This window comes from Actinacidiphila glaucinigra (genome assembly GCF_900188405.1).
GTDB classification, from domain to species: Bacteria; Actinomycetota; Actinomycetes; order Streptomycetales; family Streptomycetaceae; genus Actinacidiphila; species Actinacidiphila glaucinigra.
In genome coordinates, this window is sequence record NZ_FZOF01000030.1 from 89,175 (window position 1) to 107,833 (window position 18,659).

An 18,659-nucleotide genomic window follows, 5' to 3' on the forward strand; every position below is an offset into this window, starting at 1 on the left:
ATGAGCCTTCGCCACGCCGTCCTGGGACTGCTCGCCGATCACCCGGCGAGCGGATACGACCTGCTCAGGACGTTCCAGACGTCTCTCGCCAACGTCTGGCCCGCCACCCAGAGCCAGCTCTACACCGAGCTGAACCGGCTCGCCGAGGCCGGACTGGTGACCGTCGCCGCCGAGGGTCCGCGCGGACGCAAGGAGTACACCGTCACCGAGGCGGGCCGCGCGGAGCTGCTCCACTGGCTCGTCGAGGTCGAGCCTCTGCGCAACCGCCGCAGCGACGCGCTGCTGCGGGTCTTCTTCCTCGACCACGTCGACCCCGGGCAGGCCCGCGCCTACGTGGAGCGGGAGGGGGCGCAGGCAGCGGAGCACCACGAGGCCCTGCTGGAGGTCGAGCGCTCCGTCGACTGGGACGAAGGCGGTGACCTCGCGTTCTACGGCCGGCTGACCCTGGAGTGGGGTCTGCGCTTCACCAGGATGCAGCAGGAGTGGGCCGCCTGGGCGGCGGAGCACATCCGTGATCGCGCACCGCGGGACACCGCCCGCCCGTAACATGGCGCCGGGGTGGGTGACTGGAGGTGCGCATGACCACGGACGAGTCTCCGTACGACGTGCTCGTCGTCGGCGGTTCCGGGGTGGACACCGTGGTGCGGGTGGACAGCCTGCCCGTACCGCTCGTGGACTCCCTGGGGGTGGAGCCGGTCCGGGAGTGGCCAGGCCAGACGGGCGGCAACGTGGCGCTGGGCTGCCGCGCGCTCGGGATGGACGTGAAGTTCCTCGACTTCGTCGGTGAGGACTGGGTCGGCACCATGCTCCGGGAGCGCCTGGCCAAGGGCGACGTCGACTTCGAGCCGCTGATCTCCCCCGCCGGGACCCGGCGGGCCGTGAACCTCGTGGACGCGACGGGCCACCGGATGTCCTTCTACGACGGACGCGACCCCGCGGACCTGCGGATGCCGCGCGAGTTCTACCTGCCGCACCTGCGCAGGGCCCGGCATGTGCACCTGTCGATCTCGCACTTCACCCGCTTCCTCTACGACGACATCGAGGAACTCGGCCTGCCCGTCTCGACCGACCTGCACGACTGGGACGGACTGGCCGAGCACCAGCGGGAGTTCGCCCGCCGCTCCGACCTGGTCTTCCTCAGCGCCGCGGGAGCGGGCGAGCGCATCGCGGACGTGATGCGCGGAATCCTGCGCGACGGCCGCGCCCAGGCCGTGATCGCCACCGCCGGCGCGGGCGGCGCCTATCTGCTCGCCCGCGACGGGGGCAGCACGCCCCGGCACATCCCGGCCGTCACCCCGCCCGGCCCGGTGGTGGACTCCAACGGCGCGGGCGACGCCTTCCTCTGCGGCTTCCTCTACGGGCGCATGCGCGGACTGGACTTCGGGGCCTGCGCCCGCCTCGGCGCGAGCGCGGGCGCGTACACCTGCACGGCGGGCGGCAACCTGGCCCTCATCGACGCCGCGACGCTGGATTCCGCTCAGGTCTCCCGCTCCGGCTCGTAGTCGGCCTCCTCCAGCCCGAAGGTCCAGGCGACACCCTCGCGCGCCGTCCGGGTCCGCGGCGGCACCCGCAGCCAGTAGGTCCGGTGGGTGCCGTCCGGCTCCGGCGTGGAGTTGATCACCTCGACCATCACCAGCGGCTCGTCCCCCTCCAGTTCGATCCGCCACAGCACCCCGGCCGCGTCCCGCTGCACGGGCTCGGCCCCGGACTCCTCCAGGTAGCGCTCGTAGCCGTAGTGCTCCAGCATCACCCGGCGCAGCTCGGCGTTCTCCTCCGCGCGTATACGGCCGGGGGTCAGCCCGGCGAGCCCGTCGAGGAACTCGGCGGGGACCGGCATGCCGCGCCAGGCGTGCAGCGCGAAACCGTCGGCGAAGGCCAGCGCGGGGCCGTCCCCGCGGTCCAGCCGGCCGGCCTCGTCCCGGTGGAGTTCCAGGGGGCGTTCGGCGACGACCGCCGTCCGCTCGTACGGCCACCACCAGCCGGCGTTGCGGGCGACCGCGGCGATCCCCGCCAACTCCCCCGCGCCCTCCTCGCCGTCGAAGGCGGCCAGCCACGCCGCGTCGTGCTGCCCGAGCACGGCGTCGAGCAGCGCGAGCCGCACGGCCTGCCCGCCCCCGGGCACCCCGGACGAGGCGTCGGCCACGGCGGTCCGTATCCGCTCGGTCAGCATGACCGTCGTGTCCCACAACTGCGCGCCTGTGACGGCCCAGTGATCCGCCCAGCCGGCCGGCCCGAGCCGCTCGGCCACCCGGTCCCGCGCATCGGCCCACGGACGAGTGCGCACCTCGTCGCGCACGCTGCCGCCCGCGGTGCCGTCCGCCGTGAGGCGCATGGCCTGGGCCACCGCCTCCAGAGGCGAGGCCGCCCACACGATCCGTTCCGGCTCCGGAAGTCCGGCCAGCCGGTAGGCCAGACGTACCCCGTCCTCCGCCGCCGCCCGGTCCACCGGCCCCGTCGCCGCCACGACCTCGCGCCACAGCGCCGCCCGGTCCGCAGCCGGCTCCGTCGCCGTACCCGTGCTCGCCACCGTCGTCATCGCTCCGCTCCCCCGTTCTCGTCAGTCCGCCACGACGCGCACCGCGCCGGGCGCGTACTCGCGCTGCCGCACCACCCGGTACCAGCCCTTGGGCAGCGGTATCGCGGCGTGCTCCTCGTGCACCACCCGTCCGCCGTCGGGGAGATGGAGGTACGCCGCCCCGAAAGGCCCCGCCTCGCGCACCAGCGTCCCCGGTCCGACCACCGCGTGGGCGTGTCCCGTCACCTCGCCGAGGGCCAGCACGAGCCTGCCCCGCGCGTCCCTCGGCTGCCGCGGCAGCCGGTCCGTGCCCGGCGGCACGGCCGCCTCCGCGACGGGCACGATCAGGACGTCCCCCTGCCGGTACATGCGTGTCTCCCTTCGCCGTCGGCACCCGCCGACCCGATGTCCACGACGCTACGCGGGGGGTGTGACAACGTCCCCGGACCGCCTGTGCACAGCCCGCGGCAGCCGCTGTCGGAGCGGCTTGGTAGAACTCTTCGCGGGCAAGGCACCACCGGCTCGACGCACCACCGGCTCCACAGCGGCACCGCATCCAAGGCACCACCCACAGCACCGCGTCCGTCCACCTCGGGAGACCACCGATGTCCTACGTCGAACATCTGCAGGAACTGAACGGCCTGCCGGCCTTCGACTTCCCCGCGCCCGACGCGCGGCAGGAGCTCCCGGCGCCCGGCGCGGTGGCGTGGCGGCTGGCCGTCAACCCCTGGGAGGACAAGGCGAAGGAGACCTTCGCGCAGATGTGGGACCGCTTCCTGGAGACGGTGGAGCCCGCCGGGGTGCGGGCCCTGGTCGTGGGGCAGTGGGGAGAGCCGTACGACAACGACTCCGGCGTCGTCGTGGGGCGGCTCGTGGAGGCCCGGGAGCGGCTGACCGCCCTGGAAGCCGTGTTCATCGGCGACCTGGAGATGGAGGAGGCCGAGATCTCCTGGATCGAGCAGTCCGACGTGACACCGGTGCTCGAGGCCTACCCGCGGCTGGAGGTGCTGGGGGTCCGCGGCGGCTCGGGACTGCGCTTCCCCGCGACCCGCCACCAGCGCCTGCGCACGCTCCGCTTCGAGGCGGGCGGTCTTCCCGGCGAGGCCGTCCGCGGTGTCGCCGCGAGCGAACTCCCCGCGCTGGAGCACCTGGAGCTGTGGCTCGGCGTGGAGGAGTACGGAGGGGACGCGACGGTCGCCGACCTCGCGCCGGTCCTGGCCGGCGGCCGCTTCCCCGCCCTGCGCCACCTCGGCCTGCGCAACAGCGAGATCCAGGACGAGATCGCCGCCGCCGTCGCCGCGGCCCCCGTCGTCGCCCAGCTCTCCTCGCTCGACCTGTCCCTGGGCGTGCTCACCGACGAGGGCGTGACCGCCCTGCTCGCCGGCCAGCCGCTGACCCACCTGAACTGGCTCGACCTCCACCACAACTTCGTCACCGAGCCGGTCGCCGAACGTGTGCGGGCCGCCCTCGAGCCCTCGGGCGTCGAGGTCGACCTCTCGGACCCGGGCGACGAGGACGAGTGGGACGGCGAGATCCACCGCTACACCGCCGTCGCGGAGTGATGCCGTCATGACCGTCGCACACCACCTGCAGACCTTCCACGGGCTGCGCGTGCACACACTGCCCGAGGCCGGGACGGCCGGGCTGCCCGAGCCCGACGCCGTGGCCTGGCGGCTGGACTGCTTCGAGGCCGGCGACATCCCCTTCCCCGAGGTGTGGGGCCACTTCACCGCCGCGGTCGACACCACCCGGGTGCGCGCCCTGGTCCTCGGGCCCTGGTGGGACGACGAGTACTGCGAGCTGCGTCCCGTACTGGACCTGGTGCTCGCGGACGCGGAGCGCTTCCCCGCGCTGCGCGCCCTGTTCCTCGCCGACGTGACCGGCGAGGAGTGCGAGGTCTCCTGGCTGCAGCTGACCGACGTCACGCCCGTCCTCGAACGCTTCCCGCTGCTGGAGGAGTTCGGCGTCCGCGGCGGCGACTCGCAGGGGCTGGGCGAGGAGCCGCTGTCGCTGCGCCCCGTCCGCCACGAGGCGCTGCGCGTGCTGCGCTTCGAGTCCGGCGGGCTGCCCGGGCCGGTCGTACGGGCGGTCGCCGCCTGCGAACTGCCCGCGCTGGAGCGGCTGGAGCTGTGGCTCGGCGTGCAGCAGTACGGCGGGGACGCCACGGTCGCCGACCTCGCGCCAATCCTCGCCGGCGGCCGCTTCCCCGCCCTGCGCCACCTCGGCCTGCAGGACAGCGAACTGCAGGACGAGATCGCGGCGGCTGTGGCCTCGGCGCCCGTCGTCGCGCAACTGGAGACGCTGAGCCTGTCCATGGGCACGCTCACCGACACCGGCGCCGAGGCCCTGCTGGGCGGCCAGCCGCTCACCCACCTCAAGCGGCTCGACCTGCACCACCACTTCATGAGCGGCGCCGTGACCGAGCGGCTGCGCGCGGCCGTGGGCTCGGCGGGCACCGAGGTGGACCTGTCGGAGCACTGCGAGCCGCACCGCTGGCGGGACGAGGAGTGGCGCTATGTCGCCGTCTCCGAATAGCGGCACCGGCGGTGCGCTCCGCATCGCCGTCGTCGGCAACCCCGGCAACCGCAGGACGGCCCTCTTCGCCGACGCGGTGCGTGCCGCGGAGCATCCCGAGCCCCGCGTGCTGGCGTGGCGCGACGTGCTGCGCGGACGGTACGCCTTCGCGCCCGGCGAGTTCGTGCGCGTCGACTCCCCCGGCGAGGACGCCGGGGTCGACCGGCTGCTGCGAGGCGCCGACGACCCGGCCCGGGTCGAGGGCACCGCGCTGTGGCACCGCCGTTTCACCGCCGCGGTGCGCGAGGTGACCGAGGCGGCCCGCCGCGCCGGTGCGGTGCCGTCGTCGGACGCCGGGGAGATCGCCGTCCTGTTCGACAAGCGGCGCTGCCACGCCCGGCTCGCCGCCGCGGGCGTCCCGGTGCCGCCCGCACCCGACGGGCCGCCGGTACGCGGCTGGGACGAGCTCAAGGAACGCCTGCGCGCCGCCCGGATGCCCCGGGCCTTCCTCAAACCCGCGCACGGCTCCTCCGCCTCCGGGGTGGTGGCGCTGGCGACGGCGGGTCCCGGACGGGTCAAGGCCACGACCTCGGTGGAGACCACCGCCGACGGGCGCCTGTTCAACTCGCTGCGGGTGCGCGAGTACCGCACGGAACCGGAGGTCGCCGCCCTCGTCGACGCGCTGGCCCCGGACGGGCTGCACGTCGAGCGCTGGCTGCCCAAGGCGTCGCTGCACGGCCGGGCGGCCGACCTGCGGGTGGTGGTGGTCGCCGGCCGCGCCACCCACGCCGTCGTCCGCACCAGCCGGCACCCGATGACGAACCTGCACCTCGGCGGCACCCGCGGTGACCTGGACACGGCCCGCGCGGCGATCCGCGCCGCGGGCGGCGACCTCTGCGACGTGCTGGCGACCGCGGAACGGGCGGCCGCCTGCTTCCCCGGCACGCTCTGCGTCGGCGTGGACGTCCTGCCCGCGACCGCCTGGCGCCGCTTCGCCGTCGGCGAGGTCAACGCCTTCGGGGATCTGCTGCCCCGGCTCACCGGCCTCCCGGGCAGCGGCGCCGAGGGCCTGGACACCTACGCCGCCCAGGTCGCCGCCGTACCGGCCGCGATGGAACGCGCGCGACGCGAGGAGCACCACCATGACGCCATCGTTTGACATGAACCGGATCGTGGGCAGCCACGACATCCTGCTGGTCACGCTGGACACCCTCCGCCACGACGTGGCCGAGGAGCTGGCCGCGGCCGGCCGTATCCCCCATCTGGCCCGCCATCTGCCCGGCGGCCGCTGGGAGCGCCGGCACGCGCCCGGCAGCTTCACCTACGCCTCCCACCAGGCGATCTTCGCGGGCTTCCTGCCCACGCCCACGGCGCCGGGCCCCCACCCCCGGCTGTTCGCGGCGCGCTTCGCCGGCAGCGAGAGCACCGCGGACGGCACCTTCGTGTACGACACCCCCGATCTGGTGTCGGGGCTGGCCGCGGCCGGCTACCGCACGGTGTGCATCGGCGGCGTCGGCTTCTTCAACAAGCAGGCGCCGCTGGGCTCGGTGCTGCCCGGGCTCTTCCAGGAGAGCCACTGGGAGCCGGAGTTCGGCGTGCCCTCCCCCACCTCCTTCGAGGCGCAGGTGGCCCGCGCCGAGGAGGTCGTCGCCGCCCTGCCGCCGGAGCAAAGGCTGTTCCTCTTCGTGAACGTGTCCGCACTGCACCAGCCCAACTGGTTCCACCTGCCGGGCGCCACCAGGGAGGCGGGCGACTCCCGCGCCACCCATGCCGCCGCCCTGGAGTACGTCGACCGCCACACCGGCAGGCTCTTCGCCGCCGCCTCCAGCCGCCGCCCGTGCCTTGCCGTCGTCTGCTCCGACCACGGCACGGCGTACGGCGAGGACGGCCACACCGGCCACCGCATCGGCCACGAGGTCGTGTGGACGGTGCCCTACGCCCACTTCCTCCTCGACGGGGCCGCCCGATGACCCTCACCGATGTGACGCTCTCCCCGACGCCCCCGGCCACGGCCGCCGTGCGCCCGTACCGGCACTACGTGTACGCGTACCCGCACAAGACGGCCTACCGCGCGCTGCCCCGCGAGGGGGCCCGGCTGCGCGATCTGTGGGCGGACGAGCCGAAGGACGCGCTGTCCCTCTACTTCCACATCCCGTTCTGCGAGGTCCGCTGCGGCTTCTGCAACCTCTTCACCAGGATCGGGGCGCCCGGCGACCTGGCCACCGCCTACCTGGACGCTCTCGAGCGCCAGGCCGCGGCGGTGCGGGAGGCGCTGGGCGAGGGCGCGCGGTTCGCCAACGCGGCCTTCGGCGGCGGCACTCCGACATACCTGGAGGCCGCCGAGCTGGAGCGGCTCTGCGACCTCGCCGAACACGGCCTGGGGGCCGACCTGCGGGCGATCCCGCTGTCCGTGGAGGCCTCCCCGGCCACCGCGACCGCCGACCGGCTGTCGGTGCTGGCGGAGCGCGGCACGACCCGGCTGAGCCTGGGGGTGCAGAGCTTCGTGGAGGCCGAGGCGCGCGCCGCCGTCCGCCCCCAGCGGCGGGGCGACGTCGAGGCGGCGCTGGGCAGGATCCGGGAGGCGGGCATCCCCGTCCTCAACATCGACCTGATCTACGGCATCGACGGCCAGACCGAGCGGTCCTGGACGGAGTCCCTCGACGCCGCGCTCGCCTGGCGCCCCGAGGAGCTCTACCTGTACCCCCTGTACGTCCGCCCGCTCACCGGGCTCGGCCGGCACGCGGCCGACGCCGAGCGGGGCGAGGAGACGTGGGACGAGCAGCGGCTGCGGCTGTACCGCCACGGCCGCGACCATCTGCTGGCGCACGGCTACGAGCAGGTGTCGATGCGCATGTTCCGCCGTACCGACGCCCCGGCCGGCGGCGGCGGCGACTACGCCTGCCAGACCGACGGCATGGTGGGCCTCGGCTGCGGGGCCCGCTCGTACACCTCCACGCTGCACTACTCCTTCGACTACGCCGTCGACATGCACCGCATCCGCGGCATCATCGACGCCTACACACAGCGCACCACGCGGGAGTTCGCTCACGCCGACTACGGCTGGGCGATGGACGACGAGGAGGCCCGCCGCCGTCATCTGCTGCAGTCCCTGCTGCAGGCCGAGGGCCTGTCCGTCGCGGAGTACCGGGCCCGGTTCGGCTCGGCGCCGGGAGAGGACTTCGCCGAGGAGCTGGAGCGCTTTTCGGACCGGGGCTGGCTGGACGCGTCGGCGGGCACGGACGTGCTGCGGCTGTCGCCCGAGGGCCTGGCCCACTCCGACGCGGCCGGTCCCGAGCTGTTCTCCGCCGCCGTGCGCCGGCGCATGGCCGCCTACGAGCCCAAGTGAGCGCCCACGCCATGGACCTGACGATCCTCTATCGCGGACCTCTCGCCTCGTGCGACTACGACTGCCCGTACTGCCCCTTCGCCAAGCGCCGTGACAGCCGCGCCCAGCTGACCGCCGACCGCTCCGCCCTGGAGCGCTTCGCCGGCTGGGCGTCCGAGCAGACCGGGGACCGGCTCTCCCTGCTGTTCACCCCGTGGGGCGAGGGCCTGGTCCGCTCCTGGTACCGGCGCGCCCTGGCGGAGCTGAGCCGGCTGCCGCACGTCCGCCGGGTGGCGATCCAGACCAACCTGAGCGGCCGCACGCAGTGGCTGGACGAGGCGGACCCGGACACCATCGCCCTGTGGTGCACCTTCCACCCCGGCCAGACGCCCTACGACCGCTTCCTGGCCAAGTGCCGCGACCTCGCGGAGCGCGGAATCCGCCACAGCGTGGGAGTCGTCGGCCTGCCGGAGCACCTGGAGCAGGCCCGCCGGCTGCGGGACGACCTCCCGGACCACGTCTACCTGTGGGTCAACGCCGCCGAGGGCCATACGTACACCGACGCCGAGGCGGCGCGGTGGACCGCGCTGGACCCGCTCTTCCCGTACAGCCGGCATCCGCACCGCAGCGCGGGCCTGCCGTGCCGCACGGGCGAGTCGGTCGTCTCGGTGGACGGCGAAGGCACGGTGCGCCGCTGCCACTTCGTCCGCGAGGAGCTGGGCAACCTCTACGACGGCTCCTACCGCGCGGCGCTGCGCCCGCGCGCGTGCCCGCTGGCCGTCTGCGACTGCCACATCGGCTACGTCCACCTGGAGACGCTGCCGTTGTACGACGTGTTCGCGGGCGGGGTCCTGGAGCGGATCCCCGCCGCGCCACCGCCCGGGCGGACACCGCTGCGGCTGCTGACGCCGGCCTCCTCGTAGCGGTCGGCCCGGCGCGCCAGTCCCCGGCGCGCCCGCCCCGGCGGTGTCAGCCCTTGCGGCCGACTCCTCCCCAGAAGGCGATGCGGACGTTCTCGCCCTCCTGGACGAGCGGGCCGTCCGGGCGCCACAGCGGTACCTGCACCAGGCCCGGTTCGACGAGGGAGAACCCCTCGAAGAAGGGCTCGATCTCCGGCTTGCCGCGCAGGGTGAGGGTGGAGGTGGCGTTCTTGTACGCCTCACCGGCGTCGGCGTCGACGTCCCGGTGGAAGTCGGTGGTGCCGTGGCTGAGGATCAGCAGGCTGCCGGCCGGGAGGTTCTTGGTGAGGGTGCGCACGATCCCGGCCGGGTCCTCGTCGTCGCGGACGAAGTGCAGGAGCGCGACGAGCATCAGGGCGACGGGCTCGTCGAAGTCGATCAGCTCCCGGATCGTGGCGTGTTCCAGGATGGTCTCGGGCTCGCGGACGTCGCCGAGGAAGAAACCGGCGTTGCCGGTGTTGGTGAGCCGCGCGCCGGCGTGGGCGGCGACGATCGGGTCGTTGTCGACGTAGGCGACCCGGGCCTCGGGGACGACGGAGCGGGCGACCTCGTGGGTGTTGGGCGAGGTGGGGATGCCGGTGCCGATGTCGACGAACTGCCGGATGCCCTGTCCCGCCGCGTAACGCACCGCGCGCTGCATGAAGTCCCGGTTGGCGCGCGCGCTGGGGCGCGCGTCGGGGGTCATGTGGATCACCATCTCGGCCGCCTCACGGTCGGCCTCGTAGTTGTCCTTGCCGCCGAGGTAGTAGTCGTACATCCGGGCCGGGTGCGGCCGGCTGGTGTCGATCTCCTCCGCGGGGAAGCCCTTGTCGGTCAACGCCCTGCTCCGTTCGGATTCCGGTGGCCCTTGCGGGTCCAGGTCGGTGCGGTCGGTGGTCTTCCGTTCCGTCCCGCCGCTCACGGCAGCAGGAAGTCGGCCTGGCCGGCCTTGGCGCCCTGGATGAACGACATCATCTCGCTGCCGGTGTAGATCAGGCAGGGCCCGTCCGGGTCGGCGGACTGCCGTAACGCCACCCGGCCGTCGTCCATCCTGAGGGCTTCGACGCACGAGCCGCCGTTGCCCCCGCTCCACGGCTTGCGCCAGCCCTCGTCGGCGAGTTCCCCGGCGGGCATGCCGTTGTAGATCCGCTCCATGGTCATGTCTCCTTGTGGATGCCACCGAGGATCCGCTCGGTGCTCTGGGTCGGCGCGGCTTGTGCGCACATCCGGTCCAGGGCCTCCAGGAAGGTCGAGACGTCGTCGCGGTCGTCGAAGTAGACGGCCCCGACCAGGCTTTCGGAGTAGACGACGTCCGGGAGGTCGTGCGTCTGGAACCGGAAGATGTGGAACGGGCCGTACATGGCGGGGTGCGGTCCGGCCGTGAACGGCATGATCTGCAGTCGTACGTTGGGCAGCGCGCAGGAGTCGATCAGCCTGGCGATCTGGGCCCGCATGACCGCCGGACGCCCGATGGGTCTTCGCAGAACCGTCTCGTCCATGACGATCCAGACCAGCGGCGCGTCCTCCCGGGTGAGCAGCGCCTGGCGTTCCATGCGCAGCGCGACCCCGCGTTCGACCTCCGCGTCGCCGGCGCCGGGGTTCCCCGCCCGCAGCACCTCGCGCGCGTAGTCCTCGGTCTGCAGCAGTCCGGGGACGTAGTGCGGCTCGTAGGCGCGGATGACGCCGGCCTCGCCCTCCAGGCTCACGAAGGCGCTGAACCAGTCGGGCAGGACGTCGCGGTAGCGGTGCCACCAGCCGGGCTGGTTGGCCTCCCGGGCGAGCGCGAGGAACTCCTCGAGCTCCGCCGGGTCGGTGACCCCGTAGGTGCGCAGGAGCTTCTCGACGTAGGGGATCTTCAGGCCGACCTCGGCCTTCTCCATGCGGCGGATCGTGGCGTGGGTGACGTCGAGGGCCCGGCCGGCGTCCTCGAAGGAGAGCCCCGCCTTCTCGCGCAGGTCCTGGAGCCGTTTGCCGAGCACCACCCGGAGGACGGTGGGAGCACCGGCCGACCGTGCGTCCGTCACGACCAACTTCCCCAACTCCCCTCTGCTCCAAGCAGTGTGTCATGCCGTCATCGAAAACCGACAGTGCGCACCGGCCGTTCTGTAAATTACAGATCGCATCTTGCCAACGGTTCGAACGGGACCGCATAGTTGGTGACGTGGCCTCCTCACCAGACGCTCTGCGGTTAGAGCGCCGTGGCACCCTCGACGCCCGTCGCTGCCAGGACCTGTTCCGTTTGCCCGCCCACGGGTCCTCGGTCGCCGACGCACGCCATCGCGTGCGGGCACGGCTGCGGGAGTGGGAGACGGACGAGGGACTGCGCGACGACGCGGAGATGATCGTTTCCGAGCTCTTCACCAACGCCGTCATGCACACCGGCAGTGAGTTCATCACCTGCGGGATGCGGTACGACGGCACCCGGCTGCGGCTCGAAGTCAGCGACCAGGGGCGCGCGCCGACTGCGCCCCGGCCGCGGGCGGCGGGCGTGGACGAGGAGGGCGGACGCGGTCTGCTGCTGGTGGGCGCGCTCTCGCAGGCCTGGGGAGTGCGGCCCACCGACGACGGCGGCGGCCGTGTCGTGTGGGCCGAACTCGGCGACGGGCCGCCGTCCTTCTGACGTCAGCCCGGCGGGGCACGCACCGGGACCCGCCCGCCGCCTACAGCGGCAGCAGGTCCGGACGCTTGGGTTCCACGTTGTCGCCGGAGGACTCCCCGCGCAGCCTCCGGCCGATCCAGGGCACGAGGTACTCGCGGGCCCACTGGATGTTGTCCCGCCGGATCTCGGCGGGCGCGCGGAACCTCTCCGGCGGCCACGCCTGGTCGGGGTCGGCAGGCACCTCGAGGCCCAGCACCTGCGCGGCGCGCAGGGCGACCCTGGTGTGCCCCTCGGGCGACAGGTGGAGGCGGTCGGCGTCCCAGGCCCTGCGGTCCTGGACCGAACGGAGCGACCACAGGTCCAGCACCGGGGAGTCGTACCGGTCGGCGATGGCACGCACATGGGCCGTGTAGGTGGCGATCTTGCCGCGCAGATGCCGCAGCACGGGAATGCCCCGGGTGTCGAAGCCCGTGCACAGCACGACGGTGCCGACGGTCGCGGTGAGGCGGGCGACCGCCGCCTCGTAGCGCTCGGCGACGTCGTCCGGGTCGCTGCCGGGACGGAGGATGTCGTTGCCGCCCGCACAGAAGGTCACGAGGTCGGGCGCGAGTTCCACGGCCCTCGGCACCTGCTCCTCGACGATCTGGTCGAGGAGGCGGCCGCGCACCGCGAGGTTGGCGTACCGGAAGTCGTGCTCGGGGCGGCGGTCGGAGAGGAGGACCGCCAGCCGGTCGGCCCAGCCGATGAACGTCCCGTCGGGACCCGGATCGCCCACACCTTCCGTGAAGCTGTCCCCCACGGCTGCGTACGACCCGATGGCGTCGCTGTTGTCTGTTCTCGAATCGTCTGGCACGGCAGCACATACTTCACCTCCTCAAGTGACTTACGCCACCGTAACCAGGGGTTGACGGGGGGTGATCTATCCCACCCGGCCGGATCCACCGGAAACGGAATAAGACGGCCTTCCGCCGGCGCCGGGACGACCCCCTTCCGCAATCACATACCACCCGGTACGGGCCCGGCCGGGGTGCCGTAAGGTCGGGAGTGGTCCGGCCGCCGGTGACCCGCACCGCCCGGCCCCTGAGCGAAGGAGCGCCGGTGACCGAGCAGACGCCGCAGACCGCCCCGTCGGAACCCGAGCTGTCCGGGGTGCGCAACTTCCGCGACGTGGGCGGCCTCCCGACGACCGACGGCCGCCGCGTGCGGTACGGACGGCTCTTCCGCAGCGGCCACCTGGCGCACGCCACCGCCGAGGACGCCGGATTCCTCTCCTCCCTCGGACTGCACACGGTCTTCGACTTCCGCAACGCCTCCGACATGAGGCTGGAGGGCCCGGACGTCGAGCTGCCCGGCGTTCGCAACGTGAACATGCCGCTGAGCGACCCCGCCCAGGGCGCCGAGTTCTGGACGACGGTCCGCGACGGCGGCATCGCCGCGCTGCGCGAGATCCTCGGCGAGGGCCGCGCCGCCGCGCGCATGGTGGAGGCGTACCGCCGTATCGTCCTGGACCGCACCGCCGAGCACGCCCGCATGCTGGAACTGCTCGCCGAGGACGAGTCGGTGCCGGCGCTGCTGCACTGCGCCGCGGGCAAGGACCGGGCCGGCACCTCGATCGCCGTCATCCTTCTCGCCCTCGGGGTCGAGCGCGACGCGATCGTGGAGGACTACCTCAAGAGCAACGAGGCCCACCGCCGTTACCGCATCAGGCGCGGCGACGACGCGGAGCCGGCGAGCACCCCCGAGGTCATGGAGCTGCTCGGCCCCCTCTTCGACGCGCGCAAGGAGTACCTGGAGACCGCCTTCGACACCATCGAGGAGCACTGGGGCTCGGTGGACCGCTACCTGGAGCAGGGTCTCGGCCTCACGCCCGCGCGCCGCGAGCGGCTGCGCGCGCTCTTCCTGGACGGCGCGCAGCCGGCCTGACCCGCTCTCCCGGGGCCGCCCTACTTGGCCCCGGCCAGGTGGAAGATCAGGAAGAAGAACGCGGCGATGACGTGGACCCCCACCAGGTAGATGAAGGCGCGCACCTTGAAGCCCATGGGGGCCTTGTCGCGGGAGTCGGCGGACACGGTCAGTCCTCTCGTCATGCGCCGTGGGGGCGCGGGGAACGACTGTCGCCCAGGCACAGCTCCGCGACGGAACTCCGCAGCAGCGTGTGGACGAACAGCAGATCGACACCGTTCGGCGAGGCCGCGGCGATGCGGTGCGGGGTGAGCGAGTCGAAGTGGGCGCTGTCGCCGGGCGCCAGCCGGTGCACGGCCTCGCCGAGGGTGAGCCGCAGCTCGCCCTCGAGGACGTACAGCCACTCCTCGCCGGCGTGGACGCGGACCAGCCCCTCCTGGGGGCCGGGGGGCACGTGCAGCCGCAGCGCCTGCATGGCCCGCCCGGGGTTCCCGGCCGGCCAGTACGTCCAGCCGCCGGCCTCCGCGGGCGGCACGGAACCGCCGCGGACGACCGGCTCGCGCTCCGGGGAGGTCTCGCCGAGCAGGTCGGACACCGTGGTGCCGTAGGTGCGGGCGAGCGCGAGCAGCATGGGAAGCGAGGGCTGCCGCTGGCCGGTCTCCAGCCGGGACAGGTGCGCGGGCGAGAGCCCGGCGCGGGCGGCGGCCGCCTCCAGCGTCAGCCCGCCCCGGCGGCGCAGCGCGCGCAGCTGGGGGGCGACGTCCGGCAGGGGCGCCTCGTCCGCGGATGGTGAGGTCATGCCTCAGGTATAGACACGATTCGCCTCTGAGGCAAAAGTTTTGCCTCAGAGGCAAGAACCGTGGGCCGGGCGACGGCCCGGGTCAGCGGTGGGCGACCGCCTGCTTCACCAGTGTCCGGCCGAACTCCCACATCAGGCCACCGCCGCCGTGTGCGTCGTCCATCACGGCGGTGAAGGCGTCCACGAAGCGGTCCACCTCGCGCTCGCCGATGATCAGCGGAGGGATCAGCTTGATCACCTCCAGGTGGTCCCCGGAGACCTGGGTGAGGATACGGTGCCGCTGCAGCAGCGGCACGACCACCATCTGCGCGAACAGCCCCTTGCGCGCAGCCTGCAGCATCGTCCAGCGGCTGCGCAGCCCCAGCGACTTGGGCCGGCCGAACTCGATGCCGATCATCAGGCCCCTGCCGCGGACCTCGTGCAGCAGCTCGTATCGGTCGACGAGGGCCGCGAGGCGGTCGCGGAGCAGGTTCCCGGTGGCCCGAGCGTTGGCGACGACCTTCTCGTCCTCCATCACCGCGAGGGTGGCCAGCCCCGCCGCCATGGCCTGGGCGTTGGAGCCGAAGCTCGCGGAGTGCACCAGCACCCGGTCCATGGACGAGTAGACCTTCTTGAAGATCCAGTCCTTGCCGAGGGTGGCGCCCACCGGCACATAGCCGCCCGACAGCGCCTTGGCCACGCACACCAGGTCCGGCTCGACGCCCTCTTCGTGCTGGTAGGCGAAGAAGTCGCCGGTGCGGCCGAGGCCGGTCTGCACCTCGTCGGCGACGAACAGCGCCTTGTGCCGGCGCAGCAGCTCCTGCGCCGCCCGCAGGTAACCGGGCGGCGCGGCGTGCACGCCCTTGCCCTGGATCGGCTCGACGATCAGCGCGGCCACGTCGCCCTTGGCCAGCTCCCGCTCCAGGGCCGCCAGGTCGCCCAGGGGCACGGCGGTGTCGGGGAGCAGCGGGTCGAAGCCCTCCCGGAAGCCGCCCTCGCCGTTGACGGACAGCGAGCCCGTGGTCAGCCCGTGGAAGGCGTGGTCGCAGTAGAGCACGCGGGGCCGGCCGGTGGCGTAGCGGGCGAACTTCAGGGCCGTCTCGACCGCCTCGGTGCCGCTGTTGCCGAAGAACACCCGGTCCAGGCCCGGCGCGTACGACAGCAGTTTCTCGGCGAGCAGGCCCGGCAGCGGCTGGCAGTCGAAGCGGGTGAGGTCCGCCAGCCCGGCGTCCAGGACGTCGTGCAGCGCCTTGCGGACGACGGGGTGGTGGCGGCCCAGGCCCATCACCCCGAAGCCGGCGAGCATGTCGAGGTGGTCCCGGCCCTCCTCGTCCCAGAAGTACGCGCCCTCGGCCCGCTCGTAGACCTTGTCGAAGCCGATGGTGTGCAGCATGCGCGGCAACTGGTGGTTGAGGTACCTGGCGTGCAGGTCGTAGCGCTCGGCTCCGCGCTCGGCCAGCAGGGTCGCCAGGTCGAACCCCTTGGGCTCAGGATCGGGCGGTGTCATCGCTTCGGTGCCTCTCGTCCGGGTGCTGCTCGTCCGCCGTGAGACGGGCCAGGGTGGCCCCGATCCGCCCGGCGATCTCGGCGGGGGTGAGCCCGATGTCGGCGAGCACCTCGCCGCGCTTGGCGTGCGCCAGGAACTGCTGCGGGATCCCGAAGTCGCGGACCGGCACATCGGTCTCCGCGTCGCGCAGGGCCTGCGCGACGGCCGAACCGACGCCCCCGGCACGGCCGTTGTCCTCGATGACGGCCACCATGCGGTGCCGCGCGGCGAGCGCGGGCAGCTCCGCGTCGAGCGGCTTCACCCAGCGCGGGTCGACGACCGTGACGCCGACGCCGCGTTCGCGCAGCAGGGCTGCCGCGGCCAAGGAGACCGAGCCGAGGGCGCCGACGGAGATCATCAGCACGTCCGGCCGGTCGCCGCGGTGCAGCACGTCCATGCCGCCGATCCGGTCGATGGCCGGCAGGGCCTCGCCGACGGTCTCCTTGGGGAAGCGGACGACGGTGGGCGCGTCGTCGACGTCGATCGCCTCGCGGAGCTGGGCGCGCAACTGGTCGGCGTCGCGCGGCGCGGCGATCCGCAGGCCGGGGACGACCTGGAGGATCGACATGTCCCACATGCCGTTGTGCGAGGCGCCGTCGTCGCCGGTGACGCCGGCCCGGTCCAGCACGAAGGTGACACCGCACTTGTGCAGGGCGACGTCCATCAGGACCTGGTCGAAGGCGCGGTTGAGGAAGGTCGCGTACACGGCGACCACCGGGTGCAGTCCACCGGTCGCCAGGCCCGCCGCGGAGACCGCCGCGTGCTGCTCGGCGATCCCTACGTCGTACACGCGGCGCGGGAAGGCCTTGGCGAACTTCTCCAGCCCGACCGGCTGCAGCATGGCCGCCGTGATCGCCACGACCTCGGGGCGCTCGGCGCCGATCCGGACCATCTCGTTGCCGAAGACCGAGGTCCACTTCGGCCCGCTCGACGGGGTGAGCGGTTCGCAGGTGAGCGGGTCCATGGCGCCCACCGCGTGGAAGCGGTCCGCCTCGTCGCGCTCGGCGAAGGCGTAGCCGCGGCCCTTCTCGGTGAGGCAGTGGACGAGGACGGGACCGTGGAAGCGCCGGGCCCGGCGCAGCGCGGACTCGACCGCGGCGACGTCGTGTCCGTCGATCGGGCCGAGGTACTTCAGGCCCAGGTCCTCGAACATGCCCTGTGGGGCGAAGGCGTCCTTGAAGCCCTTCTTGGCGCCGTGCAGGGACTCGTACAGCGGCTTGCCGACGACGGGTGTCTGCTGGAGCACCTGCTTGCCCCAGGCCAGGAAGCGCTCGTAGCCGTCCGTGGTGCGCAGGGTGGCCAGGTGGTTGGCGAGGCCGCCGATGGTGGGCGCGTAGGAGCGCTCGTTGTCGTTGACGACGATGATCAGGGGGCGGTCCTTGGCGGCGGCGATGTTGTTCAGCGCCTCCCAGGCCATGCCGCCGGTGAGCGCGCCGTCGCCGATGACGGCCACGACGTGGTCCTGCCGGCCGAGCACCTGGTTGGCCTTGGCGAGGCCGTCGGCCCAGCCGAGCACCGTGGAGGCGTGGCTGTTCTCGATGACGTCGTGCTCGGACTCGGCACGCGAGGGGTAGCCGGACAGGCCCCCCTTGCGGCGCAGTTTGGAGAAGTCCTGACGGCCGGTCAGGATCTTGTGGACGTAGGACTGGTGACCCGTGTCCCACAGGATGCGGTCGGCCGGCGAGTCGAAGACCCGGTGCAGGGCGACCGCCAGTTCGACCACGCCCAGATTGGGTCCCAGGTGCCCCCCGGTCCTGGCCACCGCTTGGACCAGGAATTCACGGATCTCCACTGCGAGTTCGCCCAGCCGCTCCGGCGGAAGGGCCTTCAGGTCGCGCGGACCACGGATGTTCTCGAGCAGCGACACTTTCCCACCTCGCTCCCCTACTGGGGATTGTTTCGCTTTAGCTCACACTGATCTGGGGTTCTCCTGACGGCACTCCGTCGGCCTGCATGCGCTCGGCGAGCTTCATGGCCTCCTCGATGAGGGTCTCCACGATCTTCGACTCCGGCACGGTCTTGATGACCTCGCCCTTGACGAAGATCTGCCCCTTGCCGTTGCCCGAGGCCACCCCCAGGTCCGCCTCGCGCGCCTCACCGGGGCCGTTGACGACACAGCCCATCACCGCGACCCGCAGCGGAACCTCCATGCCCTCCAGCCCCGCCGTCACCTGGTCCGCCAGCTTGTACACATCCACCTGCGCACGCCCGCACGACGGACACGACACGATCTCCAGCCGCCGCTGCCGCAGGTTCAGCGACTCCAGGATCTGGATGCCGACCTTGACCTCCTCCGCCGGAGGCGCCGACAACGACACCCGGATCGTGTCACCGATCCCCTCGCTCAGCAGCGCACCGAACGCCACCGCCGACTTGATCGTCCCCTGGAACGCCGGACCCGCCTCGGTCACACCCAGGTGCAGCGGATAGTCGCACTGCGCCGCCAGCAGCCGGTACGCGTTGACCATCACCACCGGGTCGTTGTGCTTCACCGAGATCTTGATGTCCCGGAAGCCGTGCTCCTCGAACAGCGAGCACTCCC

The 18,659-nt window shown here is 72.9% G+C and carries 21 protein-coding genes; 10 read left to right on the forward strand and 11 right to left on the reverse strand.

The annotated features are described in order from the left end of the window. A complete protein-coding gene (locus tag CHF15_RS36890; protein ID WP_089228301.1) occupies positions 1-546 on the forward strand; it encodes a PadR family transcriptional regulator in 546 nt (181 codons plus the stop codon). A 32-nt stretch (positions 547-578) separates the two neighbouring features. Further along, on the forward strand, positions 579-1,502 hold the full coding sequence (locus CHF15_RS36895) for a carbohydrate kinase family protein (RefSeq protein WP_089228302.1): 924 nt from the start codon (positions 579-581) through the stop codon (positions 1,500-1,502). Here the strand turns inward: CHF15_RS36895 and CHF15_RS36900 are convergent. Then, complete coding sequence (locus tag CHF15_RS36900; RefSeq protein ID WP_089228303.1) at positions 1,478-2,536, reverse strand: DUF6745 domain-containing protein; 1,059 nt, start codon at positions 2,534-2,536, stop codon at positions 1,478-1,480. The two genes, CHF15_RS36895 and CHF15_RS36900, sit on opposite strands and share 25 nt — an antisense overlap. A gap of 21 nt (positions 2,537-2,557) precedes the next feature. Next, positions 2,558-2,884, reverse strand: a complete 327-nt coding sequence (locus tag CHF15_RS36905; RefSeq protein ID WP_089228304.1) for a hypothetical protein — start codon at positions 2,882-2,884, stop codon at positions 2,558-2,560. Between the two features lie 236 nt (positions 2,885-3,120). On the opposite strand from CHF15_RS36905, the gene CHF15_RS36910 reads away from it, so the two are divergent. From CHF15_RS36910 to CHF15_RS36935, 6 genes are read left to right on the forward strand one after another with little or no spacing between them, the layout of a single operon-like run. Further along, complete coding sequence (locus tag CHF15_RS36910; RefSeq protein ID WP_089228305.1) at positions 3,121-4,077, forward strand: STM4015 family protein; 957 nt, start codon at positions 3,121-3,123, stop codon at positions 4,075-4,077. 7 nt (positions 4,078-4,084) lie between these two features. Next, entirely contained in the window at positions 4,085-5,050 is a 966-nt protein-coding gene (locus tag CHF15_RS36915; RefSeq protein WP_089228306.1) for an STM4015 family protein, read from the forward strand. Then, positions 5,031-6,188, forward strand: coding sequence for an STM4014 family protein (locus CHF15_RS36920; protein WP_089228307.1), 1,158 nt, complete (start codon positions 5,031-5,033; stop codon positions 6,186-6,188). Before CHF15_RS36915 ends, CHF15_RS36920 begins: the two co-directional genes overlap by 20 nt. Position 6,189: 1 nt before the next feature. Continuing rightward, on the forward strand, positions 6,190-6,999 hold the full coding sequence (locus CHF15_RS36925) for an STM4013/SEN3800 family hydrolase (protein ID WP_089228308.1): 810 nt from the start codon (positions 6,190-6,192) through the stop codon (positions 6,997-6,999). Next, entirely contained in the window at positions 6,996-8,375 is a 1,380-nt protein-coding gene (locus CHF15_RS36930) for an STM4012 family radical SAM protein (protein WP_089228309.1), read from the forward strand. The genes CHF15_RS36925 and CHF15_RS36930 overlap by 4 nt, the downstream gene beginning before the upstream one ends. Before the next feature lie 11 nt (positions 8,376-8,386). After that, positions 8,387-9,277 (forward strand): STM4011 family radical SAM protein, encoded by an 891-nt coding sequence (locus CHF15_RS36935; protein ID WP_089228310.1) that lies wholly within the window; start codon positions 8,387-8,389, stop codon positions 9,275-9,277. A gap of 46 nt (positions 9,278-9,323) precedes the next feature. Here the strand turns inward: CHF15_RS36935 and CHF15_RS36940 are convergent, their stop codons facing one another. The 3 genes from CHF15_RS36940 to CHF15_RS36950 all read right to left on the reverse strand — a co-directional run bounded on the left by CHF15_RS36940 (position 9,324) and on the right by CHF15_RS36950 (position 11,316). Next, the gene (locus CHF15_RS36940) at positions 9,324-10,130 is read right to left on the reverse strand and encodes an SAM-dependent methyltransferase (protein WP_089228311.1); all 807 of its coding nucleotides are present in this window, start codon (positions 10,128-10,130) and stop codon (positions 9,324-9,326) included. An 80-nt stretch (positions 10,131-10,210) separates the two neighbouring features. Beyond that, the gene (locus CHF15_RS36945) at positions 10,211-10,447 is read right to left on the reverse strand and encodes a DUF397 domain-containing protein (RefSeq protein ID WP_089228312.1); all 237 of its coding nucleotides are present in this window, start codon (positions 10,445-10,447) and stop codon (positions 10,211-10,213) included. Between the two features lie 2 nt (positions 10,448-10,449). Continuing rightward, complete coding sequence (locus CHF15_RS36950) at positions 10,450-11,316, reverse strand: helix-turn-helix domain-containing protein (RefSeq protein ID WP_089228313.1); 867 nt, start codon at positions 11,314-11,316, stop codon at positions 10,450-10,452. Between the two features lie 215 nt (positions 11,317-11,531). Here CHF15_RS36950 and CHF15_RS36955 point away from each other — a divergent pair, with 215 nt between their 5' ends. After that, the gene (locus CHF15_RS36955; RefSeq protein ID WP_089228314.1) at positions 11,532-11,912 is read left to right on the forward strand and encodes an ATP-binding protein; all 381 of its coding nucleotides are present in this window, start codon (positions 11,532-11,534) and stop codon (positions 11,910-11,912) included. A gap of 40 nt (positions 11,913-11,952) precedes the next feature. On the opposite strand, the gene CHF15_RS36960 is transcribed toward CHF15_RS36955, so the two are convergent. Then, positions 11,953-12,744 carry an SGNH/GDSL hydrolase family protein gene (locus tag CHF15_RS36960; protein ID WP_089228315.1) on the reverse strand — a complete coding sequence of 264 codons (792 nt, stop codon included), beginning with the start codon at positions 12,742-12,744 and terminating at the stop codon, positions 11,953-11,955. A 245-nt stretch (positions 12,745-12,989) separates the two neighbouring features. Here CHF15_RS36960 and CHF15_RS36965 point away from each other — a divergent pair, with 245 nt between their 5' ends. Continuing rightward, the gene (locus CHF15_RS36965) at positions 12,990-13,814 is read left to right on the forward strand and encodes a tyrosine-protein phosphatase (protein ID WP_179280124.1); all 825 of its coding nucleotides are present in this window, start codon (positions 12,990-12,992) and stop codon (positions 13,812-13,814) included. 20 nt (positions 13,815-13,834) lie between these two features. On the opposite strand, the gene CHF15_RS44175 is transcribed toward CHF15_RS36965, so the two are convergent. From CHF15_RS44175 to CHF15_RS36985, 5 genes are all read right to left on the reverse strand, one after another. Then, a complete protein-coding gene (locus tag CHF15_RS44175) occupies positions 13,835-13,960 on the reverse strand; it encodes a DUF6126 family protein (protein WP_018561021.1) in 126 nt (41 codons plus the stop codon). Positions 13,961-13,974: 14 nt separating this feature from the next. Then, positions 13,975-14,592 carry a helix-turn-helix domain-containing protein gene (locus CHF15_RS36970; protein ID WP_089228317.1) on the reverse strand — a complete coding sequence of 206 codons (618 nt, stop codon included), beginning with the start codon at positions 14,590-14,592 and terminating at the stop codon, positions 13,975-13,977. Between the two features lie 82 nt (positions 14,593-14,674). After that, positions 14,675-16,078, reverse strand: a complete 1,404-nt coding sequence (locus tag CHF15_RS36975; RefSeq protein ID WP_089228318.1) for an aspartate aminotransferase family protein — start codon at positions 16,076-16,078, stop codon at positions 14,675-14,677. Next, positions 16,059-17,984 carry a 1-deoxy-D-xylulose-5-phosphate synthase gene (gene dxs / locus CHF15_RS36980; protein ID WP_089228319.1) on the reverse strand — a complete coding sequence of 642 codons (1,926 nt, stop codon included), beginning with the start codon at positions 17,982-17,984 and terminating at the stop codon, positions 16,059-16,061. The genes CHF15_RS36975 and dxs overlap by 20 nt, the downstream gene beginning before the upstream one ends. 37 nt (positions 17,985-18,021) lie before the next feature. Then, positions 18,022-18,659 (reverse strand): flavodoxin-dependent (E)-4-hydroxy-3-methylbut-2-enyl-diphosphate synthase (locus CHF15_RS36985; RefSeq protein ID WP_179280125.1); only part of this gene is annotated, 638 nt, incomplete at its 5' end.